Genomic DNA, 22,914 nt, shown 5'->3' with positions numbered 1-22,914 from the left:
CAGATTAACTGTTTGTCAGCCCGCTTTTGAGGCTGGCATCGATAAACTTGTCGAGATCGCCATCCAGCACCGCCTGCGGATTACCCGTCTCCACCCCGGTACGCAGATCCTTGATGCGCGACTGGTCGAGCACGTAGGAGCGGATCTGGTGGCCCCATTCGATGTCAGACTTGCTGTCTTCCAGCTTCTGTTTTTCCTTGTTGCGCGCCTGCAATTCGCGCTCGAACAGCTTGGATTTCAGCATCGCCATGGCCGCCGCGCGGTTGCGGTGCTGGGAGCGGTCAGACTGGCATTGAACCACAATCCCGGTCGGAATGTGCGTGATGCGAATGGCAGAATCGGTGCGGTTGACGTGCTGTCCGCCGGCGCCGCTGGCACGATAGGTGTCGATGCGCAGATCGGCCGGATTGATCGCTACCTCGATACTCTCCTCGACTTCGGGATAGGCAAAAACCGCGGCAAACGAGGTATGGCGGCGGTTGCCGGAATCGAACGGGGATTTTCGCACCAAGCGGTGCACGCCGGTTTCGGTGCGCAGGTAGCCATAGGCATAGGGTCCGGTGAACTTGACCGTGGCGCTCTTGATGCCGGCCACCTCGGCCTCGGAAATTTCCAGAATCTCGGTCTTGAACCCGCGCCGGTCGCCCCACATCAGGTACATGCGCAGCAGCATGTTGGCCCAGTCCTGGGCCTCGGTGCCGCCGGAACCGGACTGAATGTCCAGGAAGGCGTTACTGGCGTCCATCTCACCCGAGAACATGCGCCGGAACTCAAGCGCCGCCAGCTCTTTTTCCAGCTTCTCGAGGTCACCGGCCACGGAGACGGCGACTTCGGCGTCGTCTTCCTCGCGCGCGAGCTCCAGCAGTTCGCGTGAATGGGTGAGTTCGGTGTGCAGGCGCGTGAGCGTGCCGACCTCGGATTCAAGTTTGGCGCGCTCGCGGCCAAGTTCCTGCGCGCGCTGGGGCTTGTTCCAGAGTTCGGGCTGTTCGAGTTCGCGCTGGACTTCGGTCAGGCGCTGCTGCTTGGTATCGAAGTCAAAGATACCCCCGTAAGACCTGGGACCGGTCGTGCAGATCGCGCAGCTTGTTGAACAGGGGATTGAGGTCTTCCATTGGTTTTGGTGCCCGAATAAATATCAAAACTTTACTTTTTGAAATCAGTCTTTTATGTATTTTTTCTAAGATACTTTTTAAATACAGAAATGTCTAGGCGATCTTTACTCCGAGTATTTCACCCACTGCTTTCTTGATCAGCTTCACCGCCTCGGGTGCCTCGATGTCCACCACCTGCTCCAGCACCCACTTGCTGTCGGTCGCCTGCATGGCATCGGACACCTTCTCGCCCAGGTAGCGCAGCACCGAATAGCTGGGGTCGCGGCCGTTGAATTCCAGCTCCGAGTAGTCGGCCAAACGGGCGTTCACCGTGTCCACAAAGTCCCGGGCATAACGCCCCTCGCCGACGAACTCCGCGAGGTTGGTGGAGGTGATGCGGGCCGTGTGCTTGCCGAGCGCGTTGACGAAACGGACGCGCTCCTCCTCGCTCAATTGCCCGTACACGATGCGATCCGCGATCTGGATCAGGAACGCGATGAACTCGGTGATCACCGCGGCCACCTGGCGGTCACCGCCCAGCGCATAGCCCTCCTTTTCCATGTGGCGCGCGGACTCCTGCGCGATGCGCCAGATGTTCGAGGCCACCACGCTGGCGCGGTCCTCGATGGTCTTCGGGCCTTTCTTGCGAAATTTGGTTTTCAGGCGGATCGACATGGCGCGCATTATAGGGAGATTCACCGCGACGCGGAATCGCGGAGATGCCGCACGGATTGTCCGTTATTGCTTCGCGCGTGGCGCGCGTCTCTGGCAAAATAGCGGGTCATCAGACGCGGAGTCGCACCATGCCGGAAACGGATATGAATCTTGTCAGCGGGATTTCCGCCTTTGAGGCCAAGGAATTCGCCAAGGCGTTCAAGTTCCTCTCGCCGCTGGCGGAAACCGGCAACGATCAGGCGCAGTACCGCCTTGCCGTCATGTACCAGAACGGCCTCGGACACGTGCGCAACGACATGATGGCGCTCAAATGGATGCGCGCCGCCGCCGAGCAGGGCAATTCGCTGGCGCAGCACGGCCTGGGCTTCATGTACCTGCAGGGCGAATGCACGCCGAAGGATGAAAAGCAGGCGGCCGAATGGTTCCGCCGCGCCGCCGAACAGGGGCTGGCCGGATCACAGATGACGCTCGGGATGCTCTACGAGCAGGGTATCGGCGTGGAGAAGAACGAAGCCGAAGCCAAAAAGTGGTACGAAAAGGCGCAGCAGAATTCCTGAAGCGAACAGGCTGTGCACGGCACAGCCTGTCGCGACGGATACGTTACTTCTTGGACCAGGATGAATAGCCGTCGGTCTTGCCCGCGTGGCCGTCATCGTAGCCGGCGTTGTAGGCGTCGTTCAGGCGCTGCTCTTCGCGCTTGGGGTTGTGCAGAAAACCGCACGCCCAGCCGTTGATGTATTCCTTGTCCACGCCCTTCTTTTCCATCGCGCTGATGGTGTCGTAATAGGTCTTGTTCATGAAACGCTGCTCCTCAGAGAAATCAGACATTCGGACTGCGTTGAAGCGGCGCATATATTACCCATTGAAATCGTCTTTTCAAGGACCGATATCAAAATACCGGCATACATTCCGATAATGGCGCGGAGACAGGCAACCGGCAACGATGGAATCGATAACGTCAGGGCGCCGGAGGCGATCATAACCTGCCGCGCGGCGACGCGGATAAGGCGCAAACAGCCCGGGGTTTTTCCGGATGATGCAGGCAGCCGGGCTGGGCGGCCGTGCTGGTTTCCGGGACCGCCATGGACCTATACTTTATGAATATCTCTCGGGGCTTCACGCCATGCTGAATCTGGGTCAACTGGTCAACACGGTTCAGAAAAACTGCCATATCTCGGATGCGCGGCACGCCGGCGATTTCACGCTGTGCATTTTTCTCCTGAAGATGCGCGAGTTCTTCCGCTGGGAAAACGACATCCCGTTCGCGCGCGACCTGCCCAAGGAAGAGGTCGGCGCCTGGCTGCAGGAACGCGAGGGCCTGTGGTCCGATCTCGAGGAAAGTCCGTTTGAATCGCTCCAGCTCGAAGGCCAACAGCTCGACCCTTTCGATGCCGACAGCGTCAATCGCGAATTGATTCCGCAGGGCTACGTGTACAGCGGCGGTTACGGGCGTTTCTCCAAGCCGCATTTCTTCCTGGGCTCGCTGCTCAAAAAAGAAAAGCGCGCCGGCTACACCATCTACATTTCCGCCTGCGAGTACGCGCGCGACCTCGAGGCGCCGCCCGCGATGTTGCAGGGCAAGACAATTTACGTCCGGCAGGAATCGGTGCGCCGTTTCCTGTGGGAGAAGATCGAGGAATGGCGCTGGAACCGCAAGAACGAGGCCATGGAACGGGCGCTGGATTGCTATTCTTTCGATCTTGACGTGAACTCGGCGCTCGAACGCATGACCGAAAATGAAACCGAAGCCATGATCCTGCACGAACTCGGTGAAGGTCTCGCCGGTGAAATGCTCGGCGACGAATGGCACCGGATGATCTCCGCCTTCTCGCGCTCGAAGGCCGAGATCATGATCCGCGCCGTGCGCGACATGCTCGCCGACTGCCTGTCCACCCTGCCCGCCCTGCTGGCGGCGAACAACACCGCCTCCTTGCATTTCTATTTCGCCAACTTCACCGGCATGCGCAAATATCTCTTTCCCGAGGCGATCGCGGCCTATCAGCAATGGGCCAGGGAAAACGACATCGGCGTGCTGCGCAAACTCGTGGACGAAAGCCAGCACCGCTGGCTCGACACGGCACGCACCCTGCTGGCCCTGTACCGGGAAAAAGGCCAGGATGCCGCGGCGGCGATCGAACACCTGCTGGAGCCAGCGGCATCGACGGACTCGCCCGCCTGCTGCCCGCCGAAAACCGCATCGAACTCATGAAACTCAACGTCATCGTTGATGAGCGCGCGCTGACGGTGGACGTGCCGCCGCACATGTTGCACGAGGCGGAGGATTTCTACCGCACCATGGACCACGACATGGATCGCGGCTGGCAGATGGGTCCCGAGTTCATCGAAAACCCGGACAAGCTGCAGCGCTGCCAGATCGCGGCAAACAAACTGCTCACCTCGCTCAGCGCCGCCAACGAAACCATGATCACCTTGATGGCCGGCTACATCCTCAAGCGGTTGCCGGGCGTCACCGGCGTGCGCATCGACACCGGCGGAGAAATGCTCCACACCGAATTGCTCTACGACAAACCCGCGAGCCCGCCACCGGCGCCTGCGCCGGCTCCCGCCGCGGCGCGGGCGCAAAAACTCGGCAAGCTCGAAGCCATGGAACAGGCCGGGAAGGACGTCACCAAGGTGTACCAGGTAGGCAAGACCTGGCGCTTCGCCGTGCGCGACCTGAAAACCGGTGAATGGCTCGAATCCGGACCGATGGATACCGAGCAAGAAGCCTACGAAAAAAGAATGCGGGCGTACAAACGCCGCCTCGACGAACTGACCGGGCAACAAAGCTGATTTTGCCGTCATTCCCGCGAAAGCGGGAATCCAGGAAATAATTTCTGGATGCCCGCCTCCGCGGGCATGACGACCTAAGGCATCGCCGCCCAGTAGCGGTACAGCGCCACCGACAGATCCGTCTGTGTCACCATTCCCGTCACGCGCCCTTCCTTGTCCACGATCGGGACGTGATGGATGTTGTGCTCGGAAAACAGCGGGATCAGCGACACGATATGCGTGTCCTCGCGCGCGGTCATGACCGGCGCTGACATGATTTGCCCCACCACCTCGGGCTTGTCGGTGGTCAGCCCGGTGGTGCGGCGGATGAAGGCCCGCATGCGGTCAAGAACCCGCGGATGCGCATGCTGCGTCTCGTCCACCCGCTTCAGAAAATCAACAATCGTGACGATACCGATCACGCGCCGCGCGCGGTCCACCACCGGCACGCCCTTGAGCTTGCGCTGACGCATCATCTCCCACACCGTCGACAGTTCGTCGCCGTATTCAGCCGTGCCCACGTCGCGCGTCATAATGTCGCGGCAGATGACCTCGCCCATGTGCCGGCGCATGTGGTGCAACGAGGCGCGGTTGTAAATCTCCTCCAAGTCCCCTTCCGCCACGTCGATGTAGGCGTTCATGTCCTTGAGCGCGCTTTCGAGGTCTTCCTTGTTGAGCGCCATGCGCCCGAAGGTCAGCGCCGCCGGCGCCGCCGGTTTGGCCGCGCCGGCGGCCGGCGCCAGCATCGGGTAGCGCCGGCCGGGAAACAGATTGTTGACCGCCAGCGCGATGATCATCAGGATCAGGACGTCAAGCCCGACCGGTGACAGCAGCGCACCGTAGCCGAGCGCGTGCATTTCCTGCCCGCTGATCACCATCGCCAGCGAGGTCGCCCCGCCAGGGGGATGCAGGCAACGCAGCCAGTGCATGGCGAAGATCGCCAGCGCCACCGCCAGCGCGGCGGCCACGAAGGGGTTGGGGACGAGCATGTAACAGCTGATGCCGATGAACGCCGAGACCATGTGCCCGCCGATGAACGACCACGGCTGCGCCATCGGGCTGTGCGGCGCGGCGAACAGCAGCACCGACGACGCGCCCATGGACGCGATCATGAGCGGCAGCGCGCTCTTGCCCAGGCTCGCGCTCAGGATGCCGGTCAGCAGAATGGCGACGAAGGCCGATATCGCGGAGACGATCTTTTCCTTGTGGCCCACCGGCGCGGAGGCGTGGAACAAGGAGGCAATGATCTGTTTATACGGCATACGTTATGTCTGGTTTGACCTGCGCAAAGGGCGCATAAGATAATCAAAAACGCCCAACATTGCACACTGCCCCGCCGGAATTCCCATGCACGAGGTCAAGCCGCTTTCCTTTATATATGAGATCAGGAACGCCCTGCCGGGCGAGCTGTGCCGCGACATGATCCGGCGCTTCGAGGCCAATACCGAACAGCAATACGCCGGCCGCATCGGCCAGGGCCAGACCGAGGAAAGCAGCATCAAGAAGACCACCGACCTGCGCATCAGCGGGCGCGCCGACTGGAAGGACGTGGACCGGGCCCTGATGCAATCGCTCGCCAAGAGCTTCAACGAATTCGGACAGAACTTCCCGTTCTTCGCCGCCAACTCCTTCAAGGACATCGGCTACAACATGCAGCGCTACCGGCCGGGCGAGTATTACCACTGGCACGTGGACGGCGGCCCGGGCGAATTCAGCCAGCGCCAGCTGGTCGCCATCTGGTACCTCAACGACGTCGAAGGCCCCGGCGGCGAGACCGAATTTCCGTTGCAGGAGGTGCTGGTCAAGCCCGAGGAAAGCAAGCTGGTGTTGTTCCCGCCGTTCTGGACGCACGTGCATCGCGCGGTGACGATGGAAAAGGGCGTGAAATATATTGCGACGACCTGGATTTGCTTTACGTGATACGGATAGCGCTCCGGCAGTAACAAGTTATCCATCGCCGCAGGCGATACTATAAAAATGTCAGCTCTAATAATCCTAACTATCGTCTGCGCTCTCACTTATACCTTTGAAATCGTCTTCGGCCTGGCCGGGACGATTCTGATGCTGCCGCTGTTGAGCTTTCTCTATGACGCTAAAACTCTGGTGATCTATTCAGTGTTACCGCAGATACTGGTGGCGGTCATCGGCTTGGTGCGCTCACCGAAGAAAGTGGACCGTCAATTCATGGCCGGGATGCTGTTCTTCGCCGGACTCGGCGCGATCGTGGGGTTTGCGCTGTTCTATTATTTCTCGGCGTCGGTGTTCCAGGTGTTGTTGGCCTCGGCGATCACGGCCGCGGGCCTGTTCCTGGTGATCGCACCGCACCGGGCGAAATTTAACCCGGCCGGCATGCGCGTCATGGACACACTGGCCGGCACATCGCAGGCGCTGTTCGGCATCAGCGGACCAATCGCCATGACGCGGTTGCTCGCGACGTACCGCGACAAGAACACCGTGCGCCATTACGCCTTCGCGTTTTTTCTCGCGATGAACGGCCTGCGCGCGGTCGAATACACCATCCATGGCACCTATACCGAGGAAATCCTGTGGATGATGGCGGTCAGCGCGCCCTTTCTCGCCATCACCTTGTGGTTCAGCAACCAGCTGCATCTGCATATCAACGAGCAGATGTTCAGAAAGGTCGTATCGTGGATGATCCTGGTCGGCGGGCTCTCGCTTTTTTACCGCTGAGCCTGCATCATAGAAAACCTCGACACGCCCACAAAATCACCATGATGCTTCGTATTCCCTCCGTCCTCGACCCGAACCAGCTCGACACCGTGCGCAAGCTGCTGGCCGACGCGAAATTCGTCGACGGGAAACTTTCCGCCGGAGCGGCGGCCCAACGCGTCAAGCACAACCAGGAGCTGGACAAAAGCGCGCGTCAGATGGACATTCTCAACAACATCGTCATGAACGGCCTGGTGCAGCATCCGATTTACCGCGCCGGCGCCCTGCCCTTGCGCGTGGCCGCGCCCTACTACGCGCGCTACACACCCGGCATGGCTTACGGCGATCATCTGGACGACCCCATCATGGGCACCGACGGGATGTTGTACCGCTCCGACATTGCCATCACGATTTTCCTGAACGATCCGGATAAATATGACGGCGGCGAGCTGGTGATCCGCACTGCCTTCGGCGAGAACAGCGTGAAGCTTCCGGCGGGCGATGCCGTGATGTACCCCTCCTCCAGTCTGCATCACGTGAGCCAGGTCACGCGCGGTGAGCGCCTGGTGGCCGTGACCTGGGTGCAGAGCCTGGTGCGCGACCCGGCGCGGCGCGAGCTGTTGTACGAGTTGCATCAGGCGCGGGAAAAGCTGCTGAAGATTTCACCGGAGGCGGAGGAAACCGCGCAGGTCAACACCGCCTACATGAACCTGATCCGCATGTGGGGAGATATTTGATTTTCAGCCACAGAGACCACAGCGCACACAGAGATTCAAAAATATCCGCCTTTCCCTCTGTGACCTCTGTGCTCTCTGTGGCAAATCTTTCTTATTTAGCGGTTCTTCATACGAGGAGGACCAAATCATGAAATACAAGGTCTGGAAGAACGACGAGGAATGGAAAAAGCTCCTCACCCCGGAGCAATACAAGGTCACGCGCCAGAAAGGCACCGAGCGCGCCTTCACCGGCGAATACCACGACTGCAAGGACAAGGGCGTTTACAAATGCAGCTGCTGCGGCGCCGAGCTGTTCAGTTCCGATACCAAATTCGACTCCGGCACCGGCTGGCCGAGCTTCTATGCCCCGATGAAATCCGAAAACGTCGCCGAAGAGGATGACAGCAGTTTCTTCATGCGTCGCATCGAAGTGCATTGCAGCCACTGCGGCGCGCACCTGGGGCATGTCTTTCCCGACGGACCGCAGCCGACCGGCCTGCGCTATTGCATCAACTCGGCCTCGCTGAAGCTGGAGAAGAAGTAGAACCCGCCGCAAAATTACGGGACCGTGGGGCGCAATAAGCGCAACGCATTGCGTCGCCTGGAGCTTGCATCCGGCGCATTACGGCTATCGCCTAATGCGCCCTACGGACTGGAATAGAAATAACCAGGACAGCGAGACCGTGGCGGGGCTTGATTGTTCGCGCAATCCCGACATAATGCCGCCCAGTCAAACCCCTGAAATTGCACGTCATCGCCGACATGAAAAGAACCGAACACGCCCTGGAAGTCATCATCTTCAACAGCCGCTGGCTGCTGGCACCGTTTTATCTGGGCCTGGTGATTTCCATCGCCCTGCTGCTGGTCAAATTCGGCCAGGACTTCTTTCACATGCTGCCGACCATTTTCACCATGAGCGAAAGCGGGGTCATCCTCGCCATCCTGACGCTGGTGGACATGTCGCTGGTCGCGAATCTGCTGCTCATCATCATTTTCAGCGGCTATGAGAATTTCGTCTCCAAGATCGACACCGCCGGCCACGAGGACCGCCCGAGCTGGATGGGCAAGGTGGATTTCTCCGGACTCAAGGTAAAACTCATCGCCTCGATCGTGGCGATCTCCGCCATCGAACTGCTGAAGGCGTTCGTGAACGTTTCCAATATCGGCGTGGCCGGCGATCTGGCGACCTGGACGGTGGCCGACAAGCAACTGGCGTGGAAGGTCGGCATCCATTTCGTGCTGATCATATCAGGGGTGTTGTTCGCGCTCATGGACCGCATCGCCGAGGGCACCAAGACCCACCACACCGACAAGCACAAATAATAAAAACGCGCCGGCATGGACGGCGCGGCATCAGGGAGAAACCGCTCAGGCCCCGCGGGCCTGATCCCGCCCGGGAAAGGAGACGCTATGTCCGACATCTATCATGACGGCAGCCGGCAGCTTCAGGACGAGTTCGACACCCGCCGTCTGGCCGATCGCCTCGACGAGGCCATCGTGCAGGACAGCATCCTGCCCAGCGACAGGGAATTCATCGAGCGCCTGGACATGTTCTTCATCGCCACCGTGGACGAGCGCGGCCAGGTGAATTGTTCCTACAAGGCCGGTGAACCCGGCTTTGTGCGCGTGCTGGACGAACACACCCTCGCGTTTCCCAGCTACGACGGCAACGGCATGTATCTCAGCATGGGGAACATCCTCAGGACGCGCCAGGTGGGCATGCTGTTCATCGACTTCGAGAACCAGAAGCGCATGCGGCTGAACGGCGAGGCGACGCTGCACCGCGACGACCCGCTGATGGCGGAATATCCCGAAGCGCAGTTCATCGTGCGCGTGCGGGCGCGCGAGGTGTTCGCCAACTGCCCGCGTTACATCCACAAGATGAAGCTGGTGCAGCGCTCGCGCTTCGTGCCGCAGCAGGATTGTCCCACCCCCGTGCCGGGCTGGAAAAAAGGCGAATGGGTCGCTGATGCCCTGCCGGCCGACGATCCGGCGCATGACAAATCACGCGAGATTATTGACCGCTGAAACTGTGGCCACCGCGGGACGCGGCCGCACTTGATCCAGGTCATGTAGCGCCAGCGCTTCCGCGCCCAGGATAGGCTGCCTGCAACGCCTGTTCGAGGACGGCATGGACCGGAAAAATCACTGGGACGGTGTCTACGCCAGCAAGAAACCCAACGAGGTGAGCTGGTATCAGACGCGTCTGGAAAAATCCCTGGAGCTGATTCACGCCACCGGCGTCGACAAAAACGCCGGCATCATCGATCTCGGCGGTGGCGCTTCCACGCTGGTGGATGATCTGCTGGCAGCGGGCTACACGAATCTCACTGTGCTGGATATTGCTCCCGCTGCTATCAAGACCGCGCGGGCCCGGCTGGGCGCGCGCGCCAACGAAGTGACGTGGCTGGAAGCGGACGTTACCAGGGTCCGGCTGCCGGAACAGGGTTACGACGTCTGGCACGACCGCGCGGTGTTTCATTTTCTGACCGACGCGGAGGACCGGCGCCGTTATGTCAGCGCCGTCGATCGCGCGGTCAAACCGGGCGGGCATGTCATCGTGGCGACCTTCGGTCCGCACGGGCCGCTCCAGTGCAGCGGGCTGGACATCGCGCGCTACACGCCGGAACAACTGTACGGCGAATTCGGCGGTAACTATGCGCTCCAGCGCAGCATCACGGAAAATCACGTGACGCCGTCGGGGAAACACCAGGAATTTATTTACTGCTACTGCCGGAAGCGCTGATTATGCGGCCGGCAAGGCGATGCGATGCTCCGTGCTGTAGAGATAATCCTTGAACACGTCCTCCGCATTCAGGATCCGGTAACTCCCGTCCGGCAACTTGCGTGATGTGTCCTTGAGCCGGTAGGTGTAGTGCCCGCAGGTCCAGCAGTCGAAGTTGCGCATATGCGTGCACAGGCAGGTCTTGTCCATGACCGAAATATTTTCCTCGTCCGGGTGTTTGTCCAGCTCGCGGTTGTAAGCCTCGATGTAGGCGCAGTTGCCGGTACTGTCGAGCAGATAGCCGTAGGCCTCGCAGTTGGGGCGGATGCCGGCGCCGATCGCCGGACTGTTCTTCAGCATGCGCATCGGATAGCCGGTGGGCGAGATCAGGTTGACCTCGATGTCTTTCTCGTTGGCCTTGAAATATTCCTGCTTGACCTTGGTCGGCAGGCCGCATTCCTTCGTCACCGTGAAACGCGTCGCCACCTGCACCGCTGCCGCGCCGGCTTCCAGGAATTCCACCGCGTCGCTGCCGGTGAAAATGCCGCCAGCAGGAATCAACGGAATATTCAGATTCTCCTGTTTGAGGAACTGATGGATCTCGTTGACGATGGTCTTGAGGTCATATTGCGCCCAGTCCATGCCGAAACCGAGATGGCCGCCAGCCAGCGGGCCCTCGACGATGATGTAGTCCGGCAGGCGGTTGAGCCGCGCGCTCTTGCGCAAAAACAGCGTCAGGGCGCGCAATGACGACACGATGATGCCGAATTTCACGTCGCGAAAGCGCGGATGGTCCTCGACCAGCGCGAGCGACCCGAGATGCAGACCCGCGCTCAGCGTGATGCCGTCGATGCCGCCGTCCATCGCGGAGGTCAGGCGCACGCGCAAGGTATCGCGTGGGCTGCCCATGGTGAGCTTTTCCATGGTGTTGATGAAGATCAGGCCGTCGCCCTGCTTCGCCTCCATGGTCCGCCCCACGTGCAGCTTGGTCGCCTCGGCCAGCCGCACGAGATCAAACTGCACCACCGACTTGTCGCGGTTGGCGACGTTGTACTTGTACTTCTTCTGCTTCTCCTTCACGAAACCGGTCTTGAAGCGCCGGTCAGAAACCGTCGGCACCATGGCGTCCGAGATGTGTCCGATGCCGCCGAGGCGCGCCGCGACCAGCGAAAGCTCCGCGGTCGAAATATCGACGCCCATGCCGCCGGTCATGATCGGCACCAGCTCTTTCTTGCCGAGCCTCAGTCGGAAGTCGTCAACTTTTTTCATTACAGCGATAAAATCCTAAAAAAAGAAATTAACCGCCAAGACGCCAAGAACGCCAAGTTTATGTTTCAAAAAAAACCGCTTTTCTTGGCGGCCTTGTTGCGGCCCAAGGTGCAACAAAACGCGTTGCACCCGTTCGGCGGCGTGAACACACGTTAAGTGTGTTCACGAAGACCCCGCCTCACCTTGGCGGTTCAAAATCATATTCACTATTCGCCCTTGGCCACCGGGCGGTTCGGGTCGGTGATCCACTCGCTCCAGCTGCCGGCATACAATTTTGCGCCTGAAAGCCCGGCGTGTTCCATGGCCAGGACGCTGTGACAGGCGGTCACGCCCGATCCGCACATGTGCACGACCTTTTCCGGCGGGGCCTGGCCCAGCACCGACTGGTAGTGCTCGCGCAAGGCTTCATCAGACATGAATTCGCCGGTGAAGTCGAGATTGTCCTCGTACGGCATGTTGATCGCGCCCGGGATGTGGCCGGCCACCTTGTCCAGCAACTCGACCTCGCCGCGAAAACGTTCTTCCGCGCGCGCGTCGATCAAAAACCTTTCCTTCGCGCGCGTCATTTGCATCACGTAATCGGCGTCCACGCACATCGCATGGTTGATGGTCGGGTGAAACTGGGTGGGCTGGATTTTCGGCAGGTCGGGTGTGATCGGCCGCTTCTCGCGCACCCACTTCGGATAGCCCAGATCGAGCAGCGCCACCGCCTCGTGCCCGAGCCAGCGCAGCAGCCACCACAGGCGCGCCGCCATGGCGCCGAACGAATCGTCGTAGACGACGACCTGGCTGTGCTTGTCGATACCCCAGCGGCCGAGTTTTTCCGCCAGCGTGCCGGGAGACGGCAACGGATGCCGGCCGCTGACAGGCGTAACGGGAGACGACAGGTCTTCGTTGAGATGGGCGTAGCGCGCTCCGGGGATATGCCCGGCGGCATAGGCGCGCCGCCCCGCTTCCGGATCGGTCAGAATGAAGCGGCAATCCACGACCACCCAGCGCGGGTCATCCAGATGCCGCGACAGCGTTTCGGTATCGACGAGGGTGGTGAGCATGACTGTCAGCATCCAGCCATCAGCCGGCCCACCGGGAGGCGGGTGGCGTGCCGAAAGCTGACAGCCGGAGCGTGCGTATGCTTAATAGCCGCCCTTGCGGCGCGATTCGGGCAGGCCGGAGATGCGTCCGCCCTGCTTGCTCGGGTCCTTCGGAAACAGATCGTACACGTCCTTCTGGATGACATTGGTGCCCCACTTGTCCGCCATCGCCTTCACGATGTGACGGGTGTTGGGCTGTTCGCCGTTGTTGTTGAAATAGGCGTCGCGCAGGTATTCGATGATGTCCCAGTGTTTCTGGGTCAGCGCAATGCCCTCCAGCTTGGCGATATGCTCGGCCAGGTCCTTGCTCCAGTCTTCGGTGTTTTTCAGAAAACCGTTGGCGTCGGTATCGATGGTTTTACCGTTAAGCTCATAGCTCATTTAAGTTCCCCTCGAATATCAGGCAAATGTTACGGATGTTATTGATTGGTGGCGCAGGAAAAACGCGAATAATACAAAAAGCCCCGTGACTTAATCCAGCACCGGCCGGACTTCATTGATATCCTTGTGCGGCAGGAACAACCCGCATCCCAGCGTTCGCCACGGGCCGAGTCCCCGCTGCTGGAGCCGTACCGATTCCGCCACGTCCAGGTCCGCCAGCATCAGGCTGCGCGTATGGATTTTCCGCTCGGGCGTGGCGATGACGTGCTCGATGCCGCAGAGCATCTTTTTCGGCTTGATCCCCATGTCGGCCAGCAATGCCTGCACCTCGCGCAGGAAAGCCATTTCGTCCAGGCCTTCACCGGCAACGATGTAACGCGAGAACAGCGTGGTAATCGCGCTTAGCGGCTTGACCACGGCTTTTTCCACCCGCATGGCGTGGCCGCCGACATCCAGCGTCTGGCCGGTCAGCTTGCCGGCGTCCGCGAGACGCTGCCGGGGCAGGCGCAGCATGAGCCTGGTGCGGCGCGACAGGTGCAACAGGGCCTTGGGATCGTCCGGGCGCATCCAGCCGTTGCCGGACTCCGCCACGTGAATGGTGTGCAGGCCGGCATGCGCTTCGTCGGCGAACCAGGGAAGCGCCGCGGCAATGGCCTGCGACAACGCATAGGAATGATCCACCGGCAGGCAACGGCATTGGATGCTGAACACCAGATCCACGACATCGTCCGGGACGATGTAGTGCTCATTCTCTTTGGCTTCTTGCCAGAACATGCCGGAAACCTATAAAAAATAAAATAAATGGACAGGATTTACAGGATTAACAGGATATAAAAAGGCGCACGGTACATAAATTTTCATGTCTTAAATCCTGTAAATCCTGTTAATCCTGTCTATTCAAATTTTCAATTTACCGGGAGCTTCGCGTGGATCGCGTCGCGGTCGATCCACCACTCATCCTGCACCAGTACGTCCACCACATTGCGCAGGCGCGGCAGGAACTTTGCCGGGTCGTCGAGTTCGAGCTTCTTGAACCAGCGGCTGAAGGCCTCCTGGTTCTGCGCATCGCTGTGGCGCCGCGCCACCGTCGCCAGCAACTGGTTGGTGTAAAACATCAGGTCTTCGCGCTGGCGCCCCTCGGCGCGCAGGTCGACTATATAGTGCGCCACCGTCGCCGCCACCGCGGCGCCGTCGGAATCGGGTGGGGTCTCGTCCACCACGTGCTGCAACATCGCCACCGACAGCTCCGGGTCCATGGGAAAGGTGACGGTGAGCCAGATGCCCTGCCCGAGCGCCGGGAGCGATTCCGGCTGGTCCGCCAGGAACATGATGTCGCAGGCCTGCACCGCGCCTTCCCAGGCCTCGCGCGCCGTGAAAATATCGAAGGCCTCGCGGCCGGCGTCCCAGGCGTCCTGGTTTTTTTCCAGCCGTATCAGGGTGCGTCCGATTTGCAGCAGCAGGTCGGCGCGCGCCAGCGGATCGTAGTTGGGCGGCAGCTCCAGCATCTGGCGCCGGAACTCCGCCAGCTGGGCTTCGAGCAGCACGGCGGATTCCTGGACGTCTTCCGCGCTGTCCATGTCCATCCTGAAACTTTCGTCTTTGAGGTATTTCATGAGTTGACTCTTAAAAATCTTGGCGTCTTGGCGGTTCAAAAATATTACTTGGTCACTGAATGAATGCCGACGAAGGCGCCTTCGAGCTGGTCTTCCCAGTTCGCCGGCGTGTCCGGATACGGCGGCTTGATGTCAATGCGGAAAAACATTTCCGACTCCGCGCGGCTCCGCACCACTTCGAGCAATTGTTCGAAGGTCGCGATGTCGTGATGTTGCAGAAGTATTTCGCTCAGATGCAACATGATGCTCAGTGTCCCGTCTCGTTAAAGTTTGTCCCGCGAACGCGATCGTAATAACGCGCCCGGTATACCAGCCGGGCGATCCCCCGGCCCGCGTCATCCGTGAAGGCGGTGCGGTTGTGCAGCACATTGTTGCACATCAGGCCCTGCCCCGCCGCCATGGTGTGCCGGAACACGTAAGGCGATGCACCGGCCAGCAGGTTTTCCAGGAACTGCACTGCCGCGCGCGTGGCCGCATCCTGCTTCCATTCGATGGAACGCGTGCGCGCGGTATAGCGCATGTGCAGGTTACCGCCGGCCGGATCCACGGAAAACACCGGGCCGGTCACCGCCGGGCGCGTTTCGCTGCCTCCCTCGGTGTTGGCCGGAATGGTCATGGCGTCCGGCGCCATCAGCGCCCTGACGTAATCCGGATTGGCGTCGCGCATCAGGATGTAGGCGATCTCGTGATCCAGCAGGCTGTTCTCGCCACCTTGCGCCGCCGGCGACACACAATGCAGCACGAACGCGCGGATGCGGTTGTCGGCGCTGTTGTAATAGCCGTCCGTGTGCCACAACAGGCGCTTGTCGGAATACGGAATGTAACCGCGTTGCGATTTTCCCGGCACCACCTGCAGCAAGCTGATGCCGTCATCGTCCGCGAGCATGTTGCTGTCGAGGCGATGCAGCCCGAAACGCCCGCCCACGGCGCGCGGGATTTCCTTGTCTTCCCGTTTCACCCGGCTGGCGTAGATAACCATGTTGGTTTTGCGACAGATGTTCAGCATCGTCTCGGCCTCGGCCTCCGTGAGCGCCAGCGGATTATCCACCGGCACCACCAGTTCCTCCGCCGTCGCGGGATAACGCTCCAGTTTGGCGGTGCGCCAGCGCCGGTAAGCCGCTTCGTTCTCGACGTAAAACGGACTCATGCTGTGACTGGCCTGTGCCGCCTTTGCCGGATTATTCAATGTTCACAACGCCCTGGAATACTGATGCTGTTAATGGATATTCGAACGGGATTTACAAGTGGCAACCGCGTTTGAAATACCAGCAATGGCGCGGTTTTTAACAAGACAATAGTATTTTGCAAATCAGATAGATGTATAATAAACGGTTTCCCGCAGTGGTCGCACGCTTCTATTTATATCCCTTTCGGGAGGGGTAAGCCCGGACGGGCTCTCTCTAACGTGTGATTTTTTTATTAAGGGGCGGGTTTAGACTGCCCCTCCGCAAGCATTCAGTAGCTACTGGTTTCAAGCGGCAGAAATTTGGACCTTTCGGCGCAGAAAAACGGCTGGAAGGCGGAATGTACACACATCCTTCGACGCGTAGGAGGTAGTTTAAATGGCCCAGAATCAACCGAAGAACCCGGAAAAACATTCCACGTTTATTCCGAAAGAAAAGAAATCCACCAAGCCGTTCCACAAGACGCCTTTGCTGGATCAACTGGAGAGCGGGCCTTGGCCCAGCTTCGTGACCGGACTGAAACGTCTGGCCCATAACAACAACATGATGGTCGACCTGCTGGGTCAGCTGGAACACTCCTACACCACCCGCAAGGGCTACTGGAAAGGCGGCACGGTCTCCGTGTTCGGTTACGGCGGCGGCATCATCCCCCGTTTCACCGAGCTCATGGGCAGCGACGGCAAGCCCATGTTCCCCGAAGCGAAAGAATTCCATACTTTGCGCGTGCAGCCGGCTCCCGGCAACCACTACACCACCAAGATGCTGCGTCAGTTGTCCGACTCCTGGAACAAATGGGGCTCGGGCCTGATCGCGTTCCACGGCCAGACCGGCAACATCATGTTCATCGGCACGACCAGCGAGAACACGCAGCACTTCTTCGACGAGATCAACGAGTACGGCTGGGATCTCGGCGGCGCCGGTCCCTGCGTGCGCACCGGCATGTCCTGCGTCGGCGCGGCGCGTTGCGAACAGTCCTGCGCCAACGAGCAGAAGATTCACCGCACCCTCGTCAACAACTTCATCGACGACATGCACCGCCCGGCGCTCCCCTACAAGTTCAAGTTCAAGGTCTCGGGCTGCCCGAACGACTGCATGAACTCGATCCAGCGCGCCGACTTCTCCGTCATCGGCACCTGGCGCGACAACATGAAGGTCGACCAGAAGGAAGTGAAGGCGTTCGTCAAGGCCAAGGGCCGCAAGTACGTGGTCGACAACGTCGTCGCGCGCTGCCCGACCAAGGCGCTGTCGCTGAACGATGACGACACCCTGGACGTGGACAACCGCAACTGCGTGCGCTGCATGCACTGCATCAACGTCATGACCAAGGCGCTCAAGCCAGGCGACGACAAGGGCATCACCCTGCTCATCGGCGGCAAGCGCACGCTGAAGATCGGCGACACCTTCGGTACCGTGATCATCCCGTTCATGAAGCTGGAAACCGACGAAGACTACGACCGCATCCGCGAGATTGCCGCCAGCACCATCGACTTCTGGGCCGAGAACGGCCTGGAGCACGAGCGTTGCGGCGAGATGATCGAACGCATCGGTCTGGCGAACTTCCTCGAAGGCATCGGCCTCGAAGTCGATCCGAACATGATCAACCACCCGCGCACCAGCTCCTACGTCCGCCTGGACGAGTGGGACCAGGAAGCGGAGAAGTGGAAGAACCGCAAGCAGCAGGCGGCGGGCTGATCCGTTTCCGGCAAGATATCGAATACACGTCGAACGAACGTTTTGGAGAATTGACCCATGGCAGAAGCACCGAAAATGCGCCCCCCGATTGAAAGCGGGTGTCCGGATGCATTCCAGTACATGCATCCCCTGATGATCAAGAACTACGGCAACTGGGCCTATCACGACCGTCCGCGTCCGGGCGTGCTGCATCACGTCGCCAAGAGCGGTGACGAGATCTGGACCGTGCGCGTCGGCACCCAGCGTCAGCTCGGTCCGTACGAAATCAACCTGCTGTGCGACATCATCGACAAGCTCGGCGAAGGTTATGTTCGCTTCACCATTCGCTCCAACATGGAAATCATGGTTTCCAGCAAGGACAAGGTCGATCCTCTGATCAAGGCCTTTGAAGAGGCCGGTTACCCGGTCGGCGGCACCGGCAACTCGGTGACCATGATCTCCCACACCCAGGGCTGGCTGCATTGCGACATCCCCGGCACCGACGCCTCGGGCGTGGTGAAGGCGCTGATGGACGACCTGCACGAGGAATTCGTGAAGGAAGACATGCCGAACCGCGTGCACATCACCACCTCCTGCTGCCAGATCAACTGCGGCGGTCAGGGCGACATCGCGATCAACGTGCAGCACACCAAGCCGCCGAAGATCAATCACGATCTCGTGGCCAACATCTGCGAGCGTCCCTCGGTCGTGGCGCGCTGCCCGGTGGCGGCGATTCGTCCCGCGATGGTCAACGGCAAGCCGTCACTCGAAGTCGACGAGAAGAAATGCATCTGCTGCGGCGCGTGCTTCCCGCCCTGCCCGCCGATGCAGATCAACGACCCGGAGCATTCCAAGCTTGCCATCTGGGTCGGTGGCAAGAATTCGAACGCCCGTTCGAAGCCGATGTTCCACAAGCTGGTGGCCGCGGGCGTACCGAACAATCCGCCGCGCTGGCCGGAAGCCGGCACCATCGTCAAGAAGATCCTCAAGGTCTACAAAAAAGACGCCAAGGACTGGGAACGCATCGGAGACTGGGTGGAGCGCATCGGCTGGCCGCGCTTCTTCGAGTTGACGGAACTGCCGTTCACCAAGTTCCACATCGACAACTGGCGCGGCTCGCGTCACATGCTGAACCAGTCGGCGCATATCCGTTTCTAGCACGCCAGCACGTATAGCCGTATCCGACGCCGGGTTTTTCCCGGCGTCGGCCCGTAAATCGTCGGGGGTTGTTGATAAATATCAAGGGGAACGATGATGAAGTTCGGTATTTTGATCAATGAGGGGCCGTACACGCACGAAGCCTCAGACACGGCCTACCTGTTCGCCAAGGCCGCCATCGAGAAGGGACACAAAGTCAGCCGCGTGTTTTTCTACCACGACGGCGTCTACAACTCGAGCCGGCTCACCGAGCCGCCGACGGACGATCGTCATATCGTCAATCGCTGGCAGAAGCTGGCCAAGGACCATGGCATCGATCTGGTGGTATGCGTGGCAGCGGCGTTGCGTCGCGGCATCAAGGATGAAAATCTCCAGGAAGGTTTCCGCATCTCCGGCCTGGGGCAGCTGATCGAATCGGGAATCCAGTCGGACCGGCTGGTGACATTTGGCGATTAACCCGGAACTATCGAGGTAAGTGGAATGACCGAAGTAACTGGCGGCATCGAGATGGAAGAAGACACCAGCGGCAAGATAAAGAAGTTCCTGTATATCAACCGCAAGGCGCCTTACGGGACGATTTATGCCCTGGAGTCCCTGGAAGTGGTGTTGATCGCGGCGGCGTTCGACCAGGACGTGAGCCTGGCGTTCCTGGATGACGGCGTGTACCAGATCATCAAGGGCCAGCATACCAGGACGATCGACGTCAAGAATTTTTCGCCGACTTATCGCGCGCTGGAAGGCTACGACATCGAAAAGCTGTACGTGGAGAAGGAATCCATGGAGGTCCGCGGCCTGAAAGAGGAAGACTTCATTGTTCCGGTGAAGGTTATCAGCACGCAGGAGATGGCGGACCTTATGGAGTCGCAAGACGTGGTTCTGAGCTTTTAGGGGAAATGACGATGCTGCATACCGTAAACAAGTCGCCCACCGAACGTAACACCCTGGAGAGCTGCCTCAAGCACCTCAAGAAGGGCTGCGCCGTGCTGCTGATCGAGGACGGCGTCTATGGCGCCCTGAAGGGCACCGTGAGCACCAAGCTGGTCGAGCAGGCGCTCAAGCATCATCCGATCTATGCGCTTTATCCCGATCTCGAAGCACGCGGGATGCAGGACCGGGTTATCGACGGCATCAAGCTCGTCGACTACAGCGGGTTTGTGGATCTGGCGGTAGAATACCCCAGCGTGCAATCCTGGCTTTAATATCAATTTTATTTCTTTAACTGACGAGGAGTACTCATATGCCTATCACTGTAGCGGGTAAATCCATCGAAACCGACGAGGAAGGATATCTCGCCAGCCGTACCGACTGGAGCGAGGAAGTTGCCAAGGAAATGGCCAAGGTCGACAACTGCGAACTGTCGCAGAATCACTGGGAAGTCATCAACTTCCTGCGTGAATATTACGAGGAATACCAAATCGCACCGGCTGTGCGCGTGCTGACCAAGGCCATCGGCAAGAAGCTCGGCCCGGACAAAGGCAACAGCAAGTACCTGTACGAGCTGTTCCCGTACGGCCCGGCCAAGCAGGCGTGCAAATACGCCGGCCTGCCGAAACCGACCGGTTGCGTTTAATCAATTACCGGCCTGCCGGGCGGGGTTAACATACCGCCTGGCAAGCAACAGCGGGGTCATCGATGTCGGCTGTGACAGTGATTTATGCGCTGCTTTTTTACATAGCGACGGCTATCCTCGTCATCGGCGTGGCGCGCAAGATTTTCATCTACGCGCGCACACCGCAGCCGTTGAAAATCCCTACCACACCGGCACCGACCACACGTCTGGGGGTGGCGGCGCGCATGGTGCGCGAAGTCACCGTGTTCGAAAGCCTGTTCAAGTCGAACAAGTGGACCTGGCTGTTCGGCTGGATATTCCACCTCTGTCTGTTCGTGGAATTGACGTGGCACCTGCGTTACTTCATCGAACCATCTCCGTTTTTCCTGTCCTGGCTCCAGTGGTTCATCAACTTCACCGGCTATGGCATGGTGCTCGGCCTGCTCGGACTGTGGGGGCGTCGCTTCCTGGTGGATCGCGTGCGCTATATCAGCAACCTGTCCGATCATCTGATGCTGGCACTGCTGGTCGGCATCGGGGCCAGCGGCCTCTCCATGAAGTTCCTGTTTCACACGGATATCGTCAGCCTCAAAGCCTTTTTCCTGGGCCTGATGTCGTTCAGCCTGCAGCCGCTGCCGGCCGATCCGGCCCTGCTGGTGCACCTGACCCTGGTCGCGACACTTATGATTATTTTCCCGGTCAGCAAGCTGCTGCACGCCCCGGGCGTGTTCTTCAGCCCCACCCGCAACCAGGTGGACAACTCGCGCGAGAAACGCTGGGTTGCCGGCTGGAGCGCAGCCATCGATAACACCAAAAAGGCAGCGGGGTAAGCGACATGGCCACGGAAGTCAAAGCACCCGTCCTCGGCGAATACATGAAGGTGCCGCACCTCGAGCCCGACTCGATGGTGGGCTCGAAACCCTATGTCTCAAAACCCGAACACAACACACCGCTGGGTTTCCCCGGCGAGCTGGTCGAGGGCTGGGAACAGAAGGCCGTCACCAAGCTGGGCGAGCTGGTCTCCCAGTCACGCGCCCTGCAGGTGTTCCTCGATTCCTGCGTGAAGTGCGGCGCCTGCACCGACAAGTGCCACTATTATCTCGGCACTTCGGACCCGAAAAACATGCCGGTGGCGCGCCAGGACCTGCTGCGCAGCGTCTACCGCCGCCATTTCACCTTCGCCGGCAAATTTTTCCCCAAGCTGGTCGGCGCGCGCGACATGACCAAGGAAGTGCTGGACGAGTGGTACAGCTACTTCCACCAGTGCTCGCAGTGCCGTCGCTGCTCGGTGTACTGCCCCTACGGCATCGACACCGCCGAGATCTCCATGGCCGCGCGCGAAGTCATGGACTCGATCGGTCAGGGCCAGAAATACACCAACGAAATCCTGGTCAAGGTCCACAAGATCGGCAACAACCTCGGTCTGCCGGGACCGGCGCTGGCCAACACGCTGGAGGGTCTCGAGGAAGACGTCAAAGAAGATACCGGCGTGGACGTGAAATACCCGCTGGATGTGAAAGGCGCCGAGGTGCTGCTGGTAACGCCGTCGGCGGACTTCTTCGCCGAACCGCACGTTGACGGCCTGATCGGCTACGGCAAGGTTTTCCATGCCGCCGGCGTCAGCTGGACGCTGTCCACGCACGCCTCCGAGGCCGGCAATTTCGGCATGTTCGTGGGTTCGTCCGCGAATCTGCACAAGATCGCCATGCGCATCCGCGAAGCTGCGCTCGACTTGGGCGTCAAGCGTATTGTAGTGGGTGAGTGCGGACATGCCTGGCGCGTCGCCTACTCGTTCTGGAACACGCTGATCGGTCCGTTCGATTTTCTGGATCCGCGCTACCCGGTGCCGCAGCATATCTGCGAGTTCACCTACGACCTGATCCAGAAAGGCGCGCTCAAGTTCGACAAGAGCGCCAACGACGACAAGGTCGTCACCTTCCATGACTCGTGCAACGTCGCGCGCGCCTCGCGCATGGGCAACATGCCGGGCGGACAGTTCGTCATTCCGCGCGAGATCATCAAGGCCACCTGCAACCACTTCCACGACATGGCGCCCGAAACCATCGGCGAAGGCACCTTCTGCTGCGGCGGCGGTGGCGGCATTCTCACGGACGAGCTGATCGACCTGCGCATCAAGGGCGCGATGCCGCGCATGCAGGCGCTCAAGGACGTCATCGAAGAACACGGCGTCACGCACATGGCTGCGATTTGCGCCATCTGCAAGGCCCAGTTCACCAAGATCGTGCCCTACTACAAGCTTCCGATGGACATGATTCAAAGCGTTCACGGACTGGTCAGCAATGCCATCGTGCTGAACGCGAAACAGTGATTACCCAAACGACATTTTTG

Annotated in this window: 29 protein-coding genes; 18 read left to right on the top strand and 11 right to left on the bottom strand. The window is 59.9% G+C overall.

All coding sequences use genetic code 11. The features are described 5' to 3' along the window. Window positions 1-4: 4 nt before the first annotated feature. Together prfB and SCL_RS06380 are read right to left on the bottom strand one after the other, a co-directional pair. Window positions 5-1,112, bottom strand: a protein-coding gene (gene prfB / locus SCL_RS06385) for a peptide chain release factor 2 (protein ID WP_148665013.1) whose coding sequence is annotated in 2 segments (ribosomal slippage) — window positions 5-1,036 and window positions 1,038-1,112 — 1,107 coding nt in all. Because the reading frame shifts where the segments join, the coding sequence is not laid out codon by codon here. A 93-nt stretch (window positions 1,113-1,205) separates the two neighbouring features. Then, the gene (locus SCL_RS06380) at window positions 1,206-1,775 is read right to left on the bottom strand and encodes a hypothetical protein (RefSeq protein ID WP_096360441.1); all 570 of its coding nucleotides are present in this window, start codon (window positions 1,773-1,775) and stop codon (window positions 1,206-1,208) included. A gap of 119 nt (window positions 1,776-1,894) precedes the next feature. Between SCL_RS06380 and SCL_RS06375 the strand changes: the two genes are divergently transcribed. Beyond that, the gene (locus SCL_RS06375) at window positions 1,895-2,323 is read left to right on the top strand and encodes a tetratricopeptide repeat protein (RefSeq protein WP_197702736.1); all 429 of its coding nucleotides are present in this window, start codon (window positions 1,895-1,897) and stop codon (window positions 2,321-2,323) included. A gap of 43 nt (window positions 2,324-2,366) precedes the next feature. On the opposite strand, the gene SCL_RS06370 is transcribed toward SCL_RS06375, so the two are convergent. After that, entirely contained in the window at window positions 2,367-2,564 is a 198-nt protein-coding gene (locus SCL_RS06370; RefSeq protein ID WP_096360440.1) for an Alvin_2107 family globule sulfur oxidation protein, read from the bottom strand. Between the two features lie 235 nt (window positions 2,565-2,799). Between SCL_RS06370 and SCL_RS06365 the strand changes: the two genes are divergently transcribed. Then, window positions 2,800-3,975: an Sfum_1244 family protein gene (locus SCL_RS06365; protein ID WP_197702734.1), complete on the top strand. Its 1,176-nt coding sequence runs from the start codon at window positions 2,800-2,802 to the stop codon at window positions 3,973-3,975. Further along, window positions 3,972-4,559: a hypothetical protein gene (locus tag SCL_RS06360; RefSeq protein WP_096360439.1), complete on the top strand. Its 588-nt coding sequence runs from the start codon at window positions 3,972-3,974 to the stop codon at window positions 4,557-4,559. Before SCL_RS06365 ends, SCL_RS06360 begins: the two co-directional genes overlap by 4 nt. A gap of 74 nt (window positions 4,560-4,633) precedes the next feature. On the opposite strand, the gene SCL_RS06355 is transcribed toward SCL_RS06360, so the two are convergent. Beyond that, on the bottom strand, window positions 4,634-5,800 hold the full coding sequence (locus tag SCL_RS06355) for an HPP family protein (protein WP_096360438.1): 1,167 nt from the start codon (window positions 5,798-5,800) through the stop codon (window positions 4,634-4,636). An 85-nt stretch (window positions 5,801-5,885) separates the two neighbouring features. On the opposite strand from SCL_RS06355, the gene SCL_RS06350 reads away from it, so the two are divergent. The 7 genes from SCL_RS06350 (at window position 5,886) to SCL_RS06320 (ending at window position 10,670) form a co-directional block, all read left to right on the top strand. Continuing rightward, the gene (locus SCL_RS06350; protein ID WP_096360437.1) at window positions 5,886-6,458 is read left to right on the top strand and encodes a 2OG-Fe(II) oxygenase; all 573 of its coding nucleotides are present in this window, start codon (window positions 5,886-5,888) and stop codon (window positions 6,456-6,458) included. A gap of 57 nt (window positions 6,459-6,515) precedes the next feature. Beyond that, window positions 6,516-7,229, top strand: coding sequence for a sulfite exporter TauE/SafE family protein (locus tag SCL_RS06345; RefSeq protein WP_096360436.1), 714 nt, complete (start codon window positions 6,516-6,518; stop codon window positions 7,227-7,229). A gap of 41 nt (window positions 7,230-7,270) precedes the next feature. Beyond that, on the top strand, window positions 7,271-7,945 hold the full coding sequence (locus tag SCL_RS06340; RefSeq protein WP_096360435.1) for a Fe2+-dependent dioxygenase: 675 nt from the start codon (window positions 7,271-7,273) through the stop codon (window positions 7,943-7,945). Between the two features lie 127 nt (window positions 7,946-8,072). After that, on the top strand, window positions 8,073-8,468 hold the full coding sequence (msrB, locus tag SCL_RS06335; protein ID WP_096360434.1) for a peptide-methionine (R)-S-oxide reductase MsrB: 396 nt from the start codon (window positions 8,073-8,075) through the stop codon (window positions 8,466-8,468). A 218-nt stretch (window positions 8,469-8,686) separates the two neighbouring features. Continuing rightward, window positions 8,687-9,247: a TIGR00645 family protein gene (locus SCL_RS06330; RefSeq protein ID WP_096361876.1), complete on the top strand. Its 561-nt coding sequence runs from the start codon at window positions 8,687-8,689 to the stop codon at window positions 9,245-9,247. An 87-nt stretch (window positions 9,248-9,334) separates the two neighbouring features. Then, window positions 9,335-9,952: a pyridoxamine 5'-phosphate oxidase family protein gene (locus SCL_RS06325; RefSeq protein WP_096360433.1), complete on the top strand. Its 618-nt coding sequence runs from the start codon at window positions 9,335-9,337 to the stop codon at window positions 9,950-9,952. Window positions 9,953-10,055: 103 nt separating this feature from the next. Further along, window positions 10,056-10,670 carry a class I SAM-dependent methyltransferase gene (locus SCL_RS06320; RefSeq protein ID WP_096360432.1) on the top strand — a complete coding sequence of 205 codons (615 nt, stop codon included), beginning with the start codon at window positions 10,056-10,058 and terminating at the stop codon, window positions 10,668-10,670. On the opposite strand, the gene SCL_RS06315 is transcribed toward SCL_RS06320, so the two are convergent. The 7 genes from SCL_RS06315 to SCL_RS06285 all read right to left on the bottom strand — a co-directional run bounded on the left by SCL_RS06315 (window position 10,671) and on the right by SCL_RS06285 (window position 16,150). Then, window positions 10,671-11,918: a nitronate monooxygenase gene (locus SCL_RS06315; protein WP_096360431.1), complete on the bottom strand. Its 1,248-nt coding sequence runs from the start codon at window positions 11,916-11,918 to the stop codon at window positions 10,671-10,673. Between the two features lie 206 nt (window positions 11,919-12,124). Further along, complete coding sequence (locus SCL_RS06310) at window positions 12,125-12,970, bottom strand: sulfurtransferase (RefSeq protein WP_197702733.1); 846 nt, start codon at window positions 12,968-12,970, stop codon at window positions 12,125-12,127. An 81-nt stretch (window positions 12,971-13,051) separates the two neighbouring features. Continuing rightward, window positions 13,052-13,390 (bottom strand): TusE/DsrC/DsvC family sulfur relay protein, encoded by a 339-nt coding sequence (locus tag SCL_RS06305; RefSeq protein WP_096360429.1) that lies wholly within the window; start codon window positions 13,388-13,390, stop codon window positions 13,052-13,054. A gap of 90 nt (window positions 13,391-13,480) precedes the next feature. Beyond that, complete coding sequence (gene cas6 / locus SCL_RS06300) at window positions 13,481-14,164, bottom strand: type I-MYXAN CRISPR-associated protein Cas6/Cmx6 (protein WP_096360428.1); 684 nt, start codon at window positions 14,162-14,164, stop codon at window positions 13,481-13,483. Window positions 14,165-14,295: 131 nt separating this feature from the next. Beyond that, a complete protein-coding gene (locus tag SCL_RS06295) occupies window positions 14,296-15,003 on the bottom strand; it encodes a hypothetical protein (RefSeq protein ID WP_096360427.1) in 708 nt (235 codons plus the stop codon). 44 nt (window positions 15,004-15,047) lie between these two features. Continuing rightward, complete coding sequence (locus tag SCL_RS14250; RefSeq protein WP_096360426.1) at window positions 15,048-15,245, bottom strand: sulfur relay protein DsrC; 198 nt, start codon at window positions 15,243-15,245, stop codon at window positions 15,048-15,050. Between the two features lie 5 nt (window positions 15,246-15,250). Then, complete coding sequence (locus tag SCL_RS06285; protein ID WP_096360425.1) at window positions 15,251-16,150, bottom strand: TauD/TfdA family dioxygenase; 900 nt, start codon at window positions 16,148-16,150, stop codon at window positions 15,251-15,253. Window positions 16,151-16,565: 415 nt separating this feature from the next. Between SCL_RS06285 and dsrA the strand changes: the two genes are divergently transcribed. From dsrA to dsrK, 8 genes are all read left to right on the top strand, one after another. Then, on the top strand, window positions 16,566-17,879 hold the full coding sequence (gene dsrA / locus SCL_RS06280; RefSeq protein ID WP_096360424.1) for a dissimilatory-type sulfite reductase subunit alpha: 1,314 nt from the start codon (window positions 16,566-16,568) through the stop codon (window positions 17,877-17,879). A gap of 57 nt (window positions 17,880-17,936) precedes the next feature. Further along, window positions 17,937-19,016 carry a dissimilatory-type sulfite reductase subunit beta gene (dsrB, locus tag SCL_RS06275; protein ID WP_096360423.1) on the top strand — a complete coding sequence of 360 codons (1,080 nt, stop codon included), beginning with the start codon at window positions 17,937-17,939 and terminating at the stop codon, window positions 19,014-19,016. Window positions 19,017-19,112: 96 nt separating this feature from the next. Beyond that, window positions 19,113-19,472: a sulfurtransferase complex subunit TusD gene (tusD, locus tag SCL_RS06270; protein ID WP_096360422.1), complete on the top strand. Its 360-nt coding sequence runs from the start codon at window positions 19,113-19,115 to the stop codon at window positions 19,470-19,472. A gap of 24 nt (window positions 19,473-19,496) precedes the next feature. Further along, the gene (gene tusC, locus SCL_RS06265; RefSeq protein WP_197702731.1) at window positions 19,497-19,904 is read left to right on the top strand and encodes a sulfurtransferase complex subunit TusC; all 408 of its coding nucleotides are present in this window, start codon (window positions 19,497-19,499) and stop codon (window positions 19,902-19,904) included. Between the two features lie 11 nt (window positions 19,905-19,915). Further along, window positions 19,916-20,215 (top strand): sulfurtransferase complex subunit TusB, encoded by a 300-nt coding sequence (gene tusB / locus SCL_RS06260; RefSeq protein ID WP_197702730.1) that lies wholly within the window; start codon window positions 19,916-19,918, stop codon window positions 20,213-20,215. Window positions 20,216-20,253: 38 nt separating this feature from the next. After that, a complete protein-coding gene (locus SCL_RS06255; protein WP_096360420.1) occupies window positions 20,254-20,586 on the top strand; it encodes a TusE/DsrC/DsvC family sulfur relay protein in 333 nt (110 codons plus the stop codon). 62 nt (window positions 20,587-20,648) lie between these two features. After that, window positions 20,649-21,395 (top strand): respiratory nitrate reductase subunit gamma, encoded by a 747-nt coding sequence (locus SCL_RS06250; RefSeq protein ID WP_096360419.1) that lies wholly within the window; start codon window positions 20,649-20,651, stop codon window positions 21,393-21,395. 44 nt (window positions 21,396-21,439) lie between these two features. Next, entirely contained in the window at window positions 21,440-22,894 is a 1,455-nt protein-coding gene (gene dsrK, locus SCL_RS06245; RefSeq protein ID WP_420823639.1) for a sulfate reduction electron transfer complex DsrMKJOP subunit DsrK, read from the top strand. Window positions 22,895-22,914: the final 20 nt, after the last annotated feature.

This window comes from Sulfuricaulis limicola (genome assembly GCF_002355735.1).
Taxonomy (GTDB): domain Bacteria; phylum Pseudomonadota; class Gammaproteobacteria; order Acidiferrobacterales; family Sulfurifustaceae; genus Sulfuricaulis; species Sulfuricaulis limicola.
The sequence above is the reverse complement of the archived record's forward strand: the minus strand, read 5'-3'. Positions and strand labels throughout refer to the sequence as shown.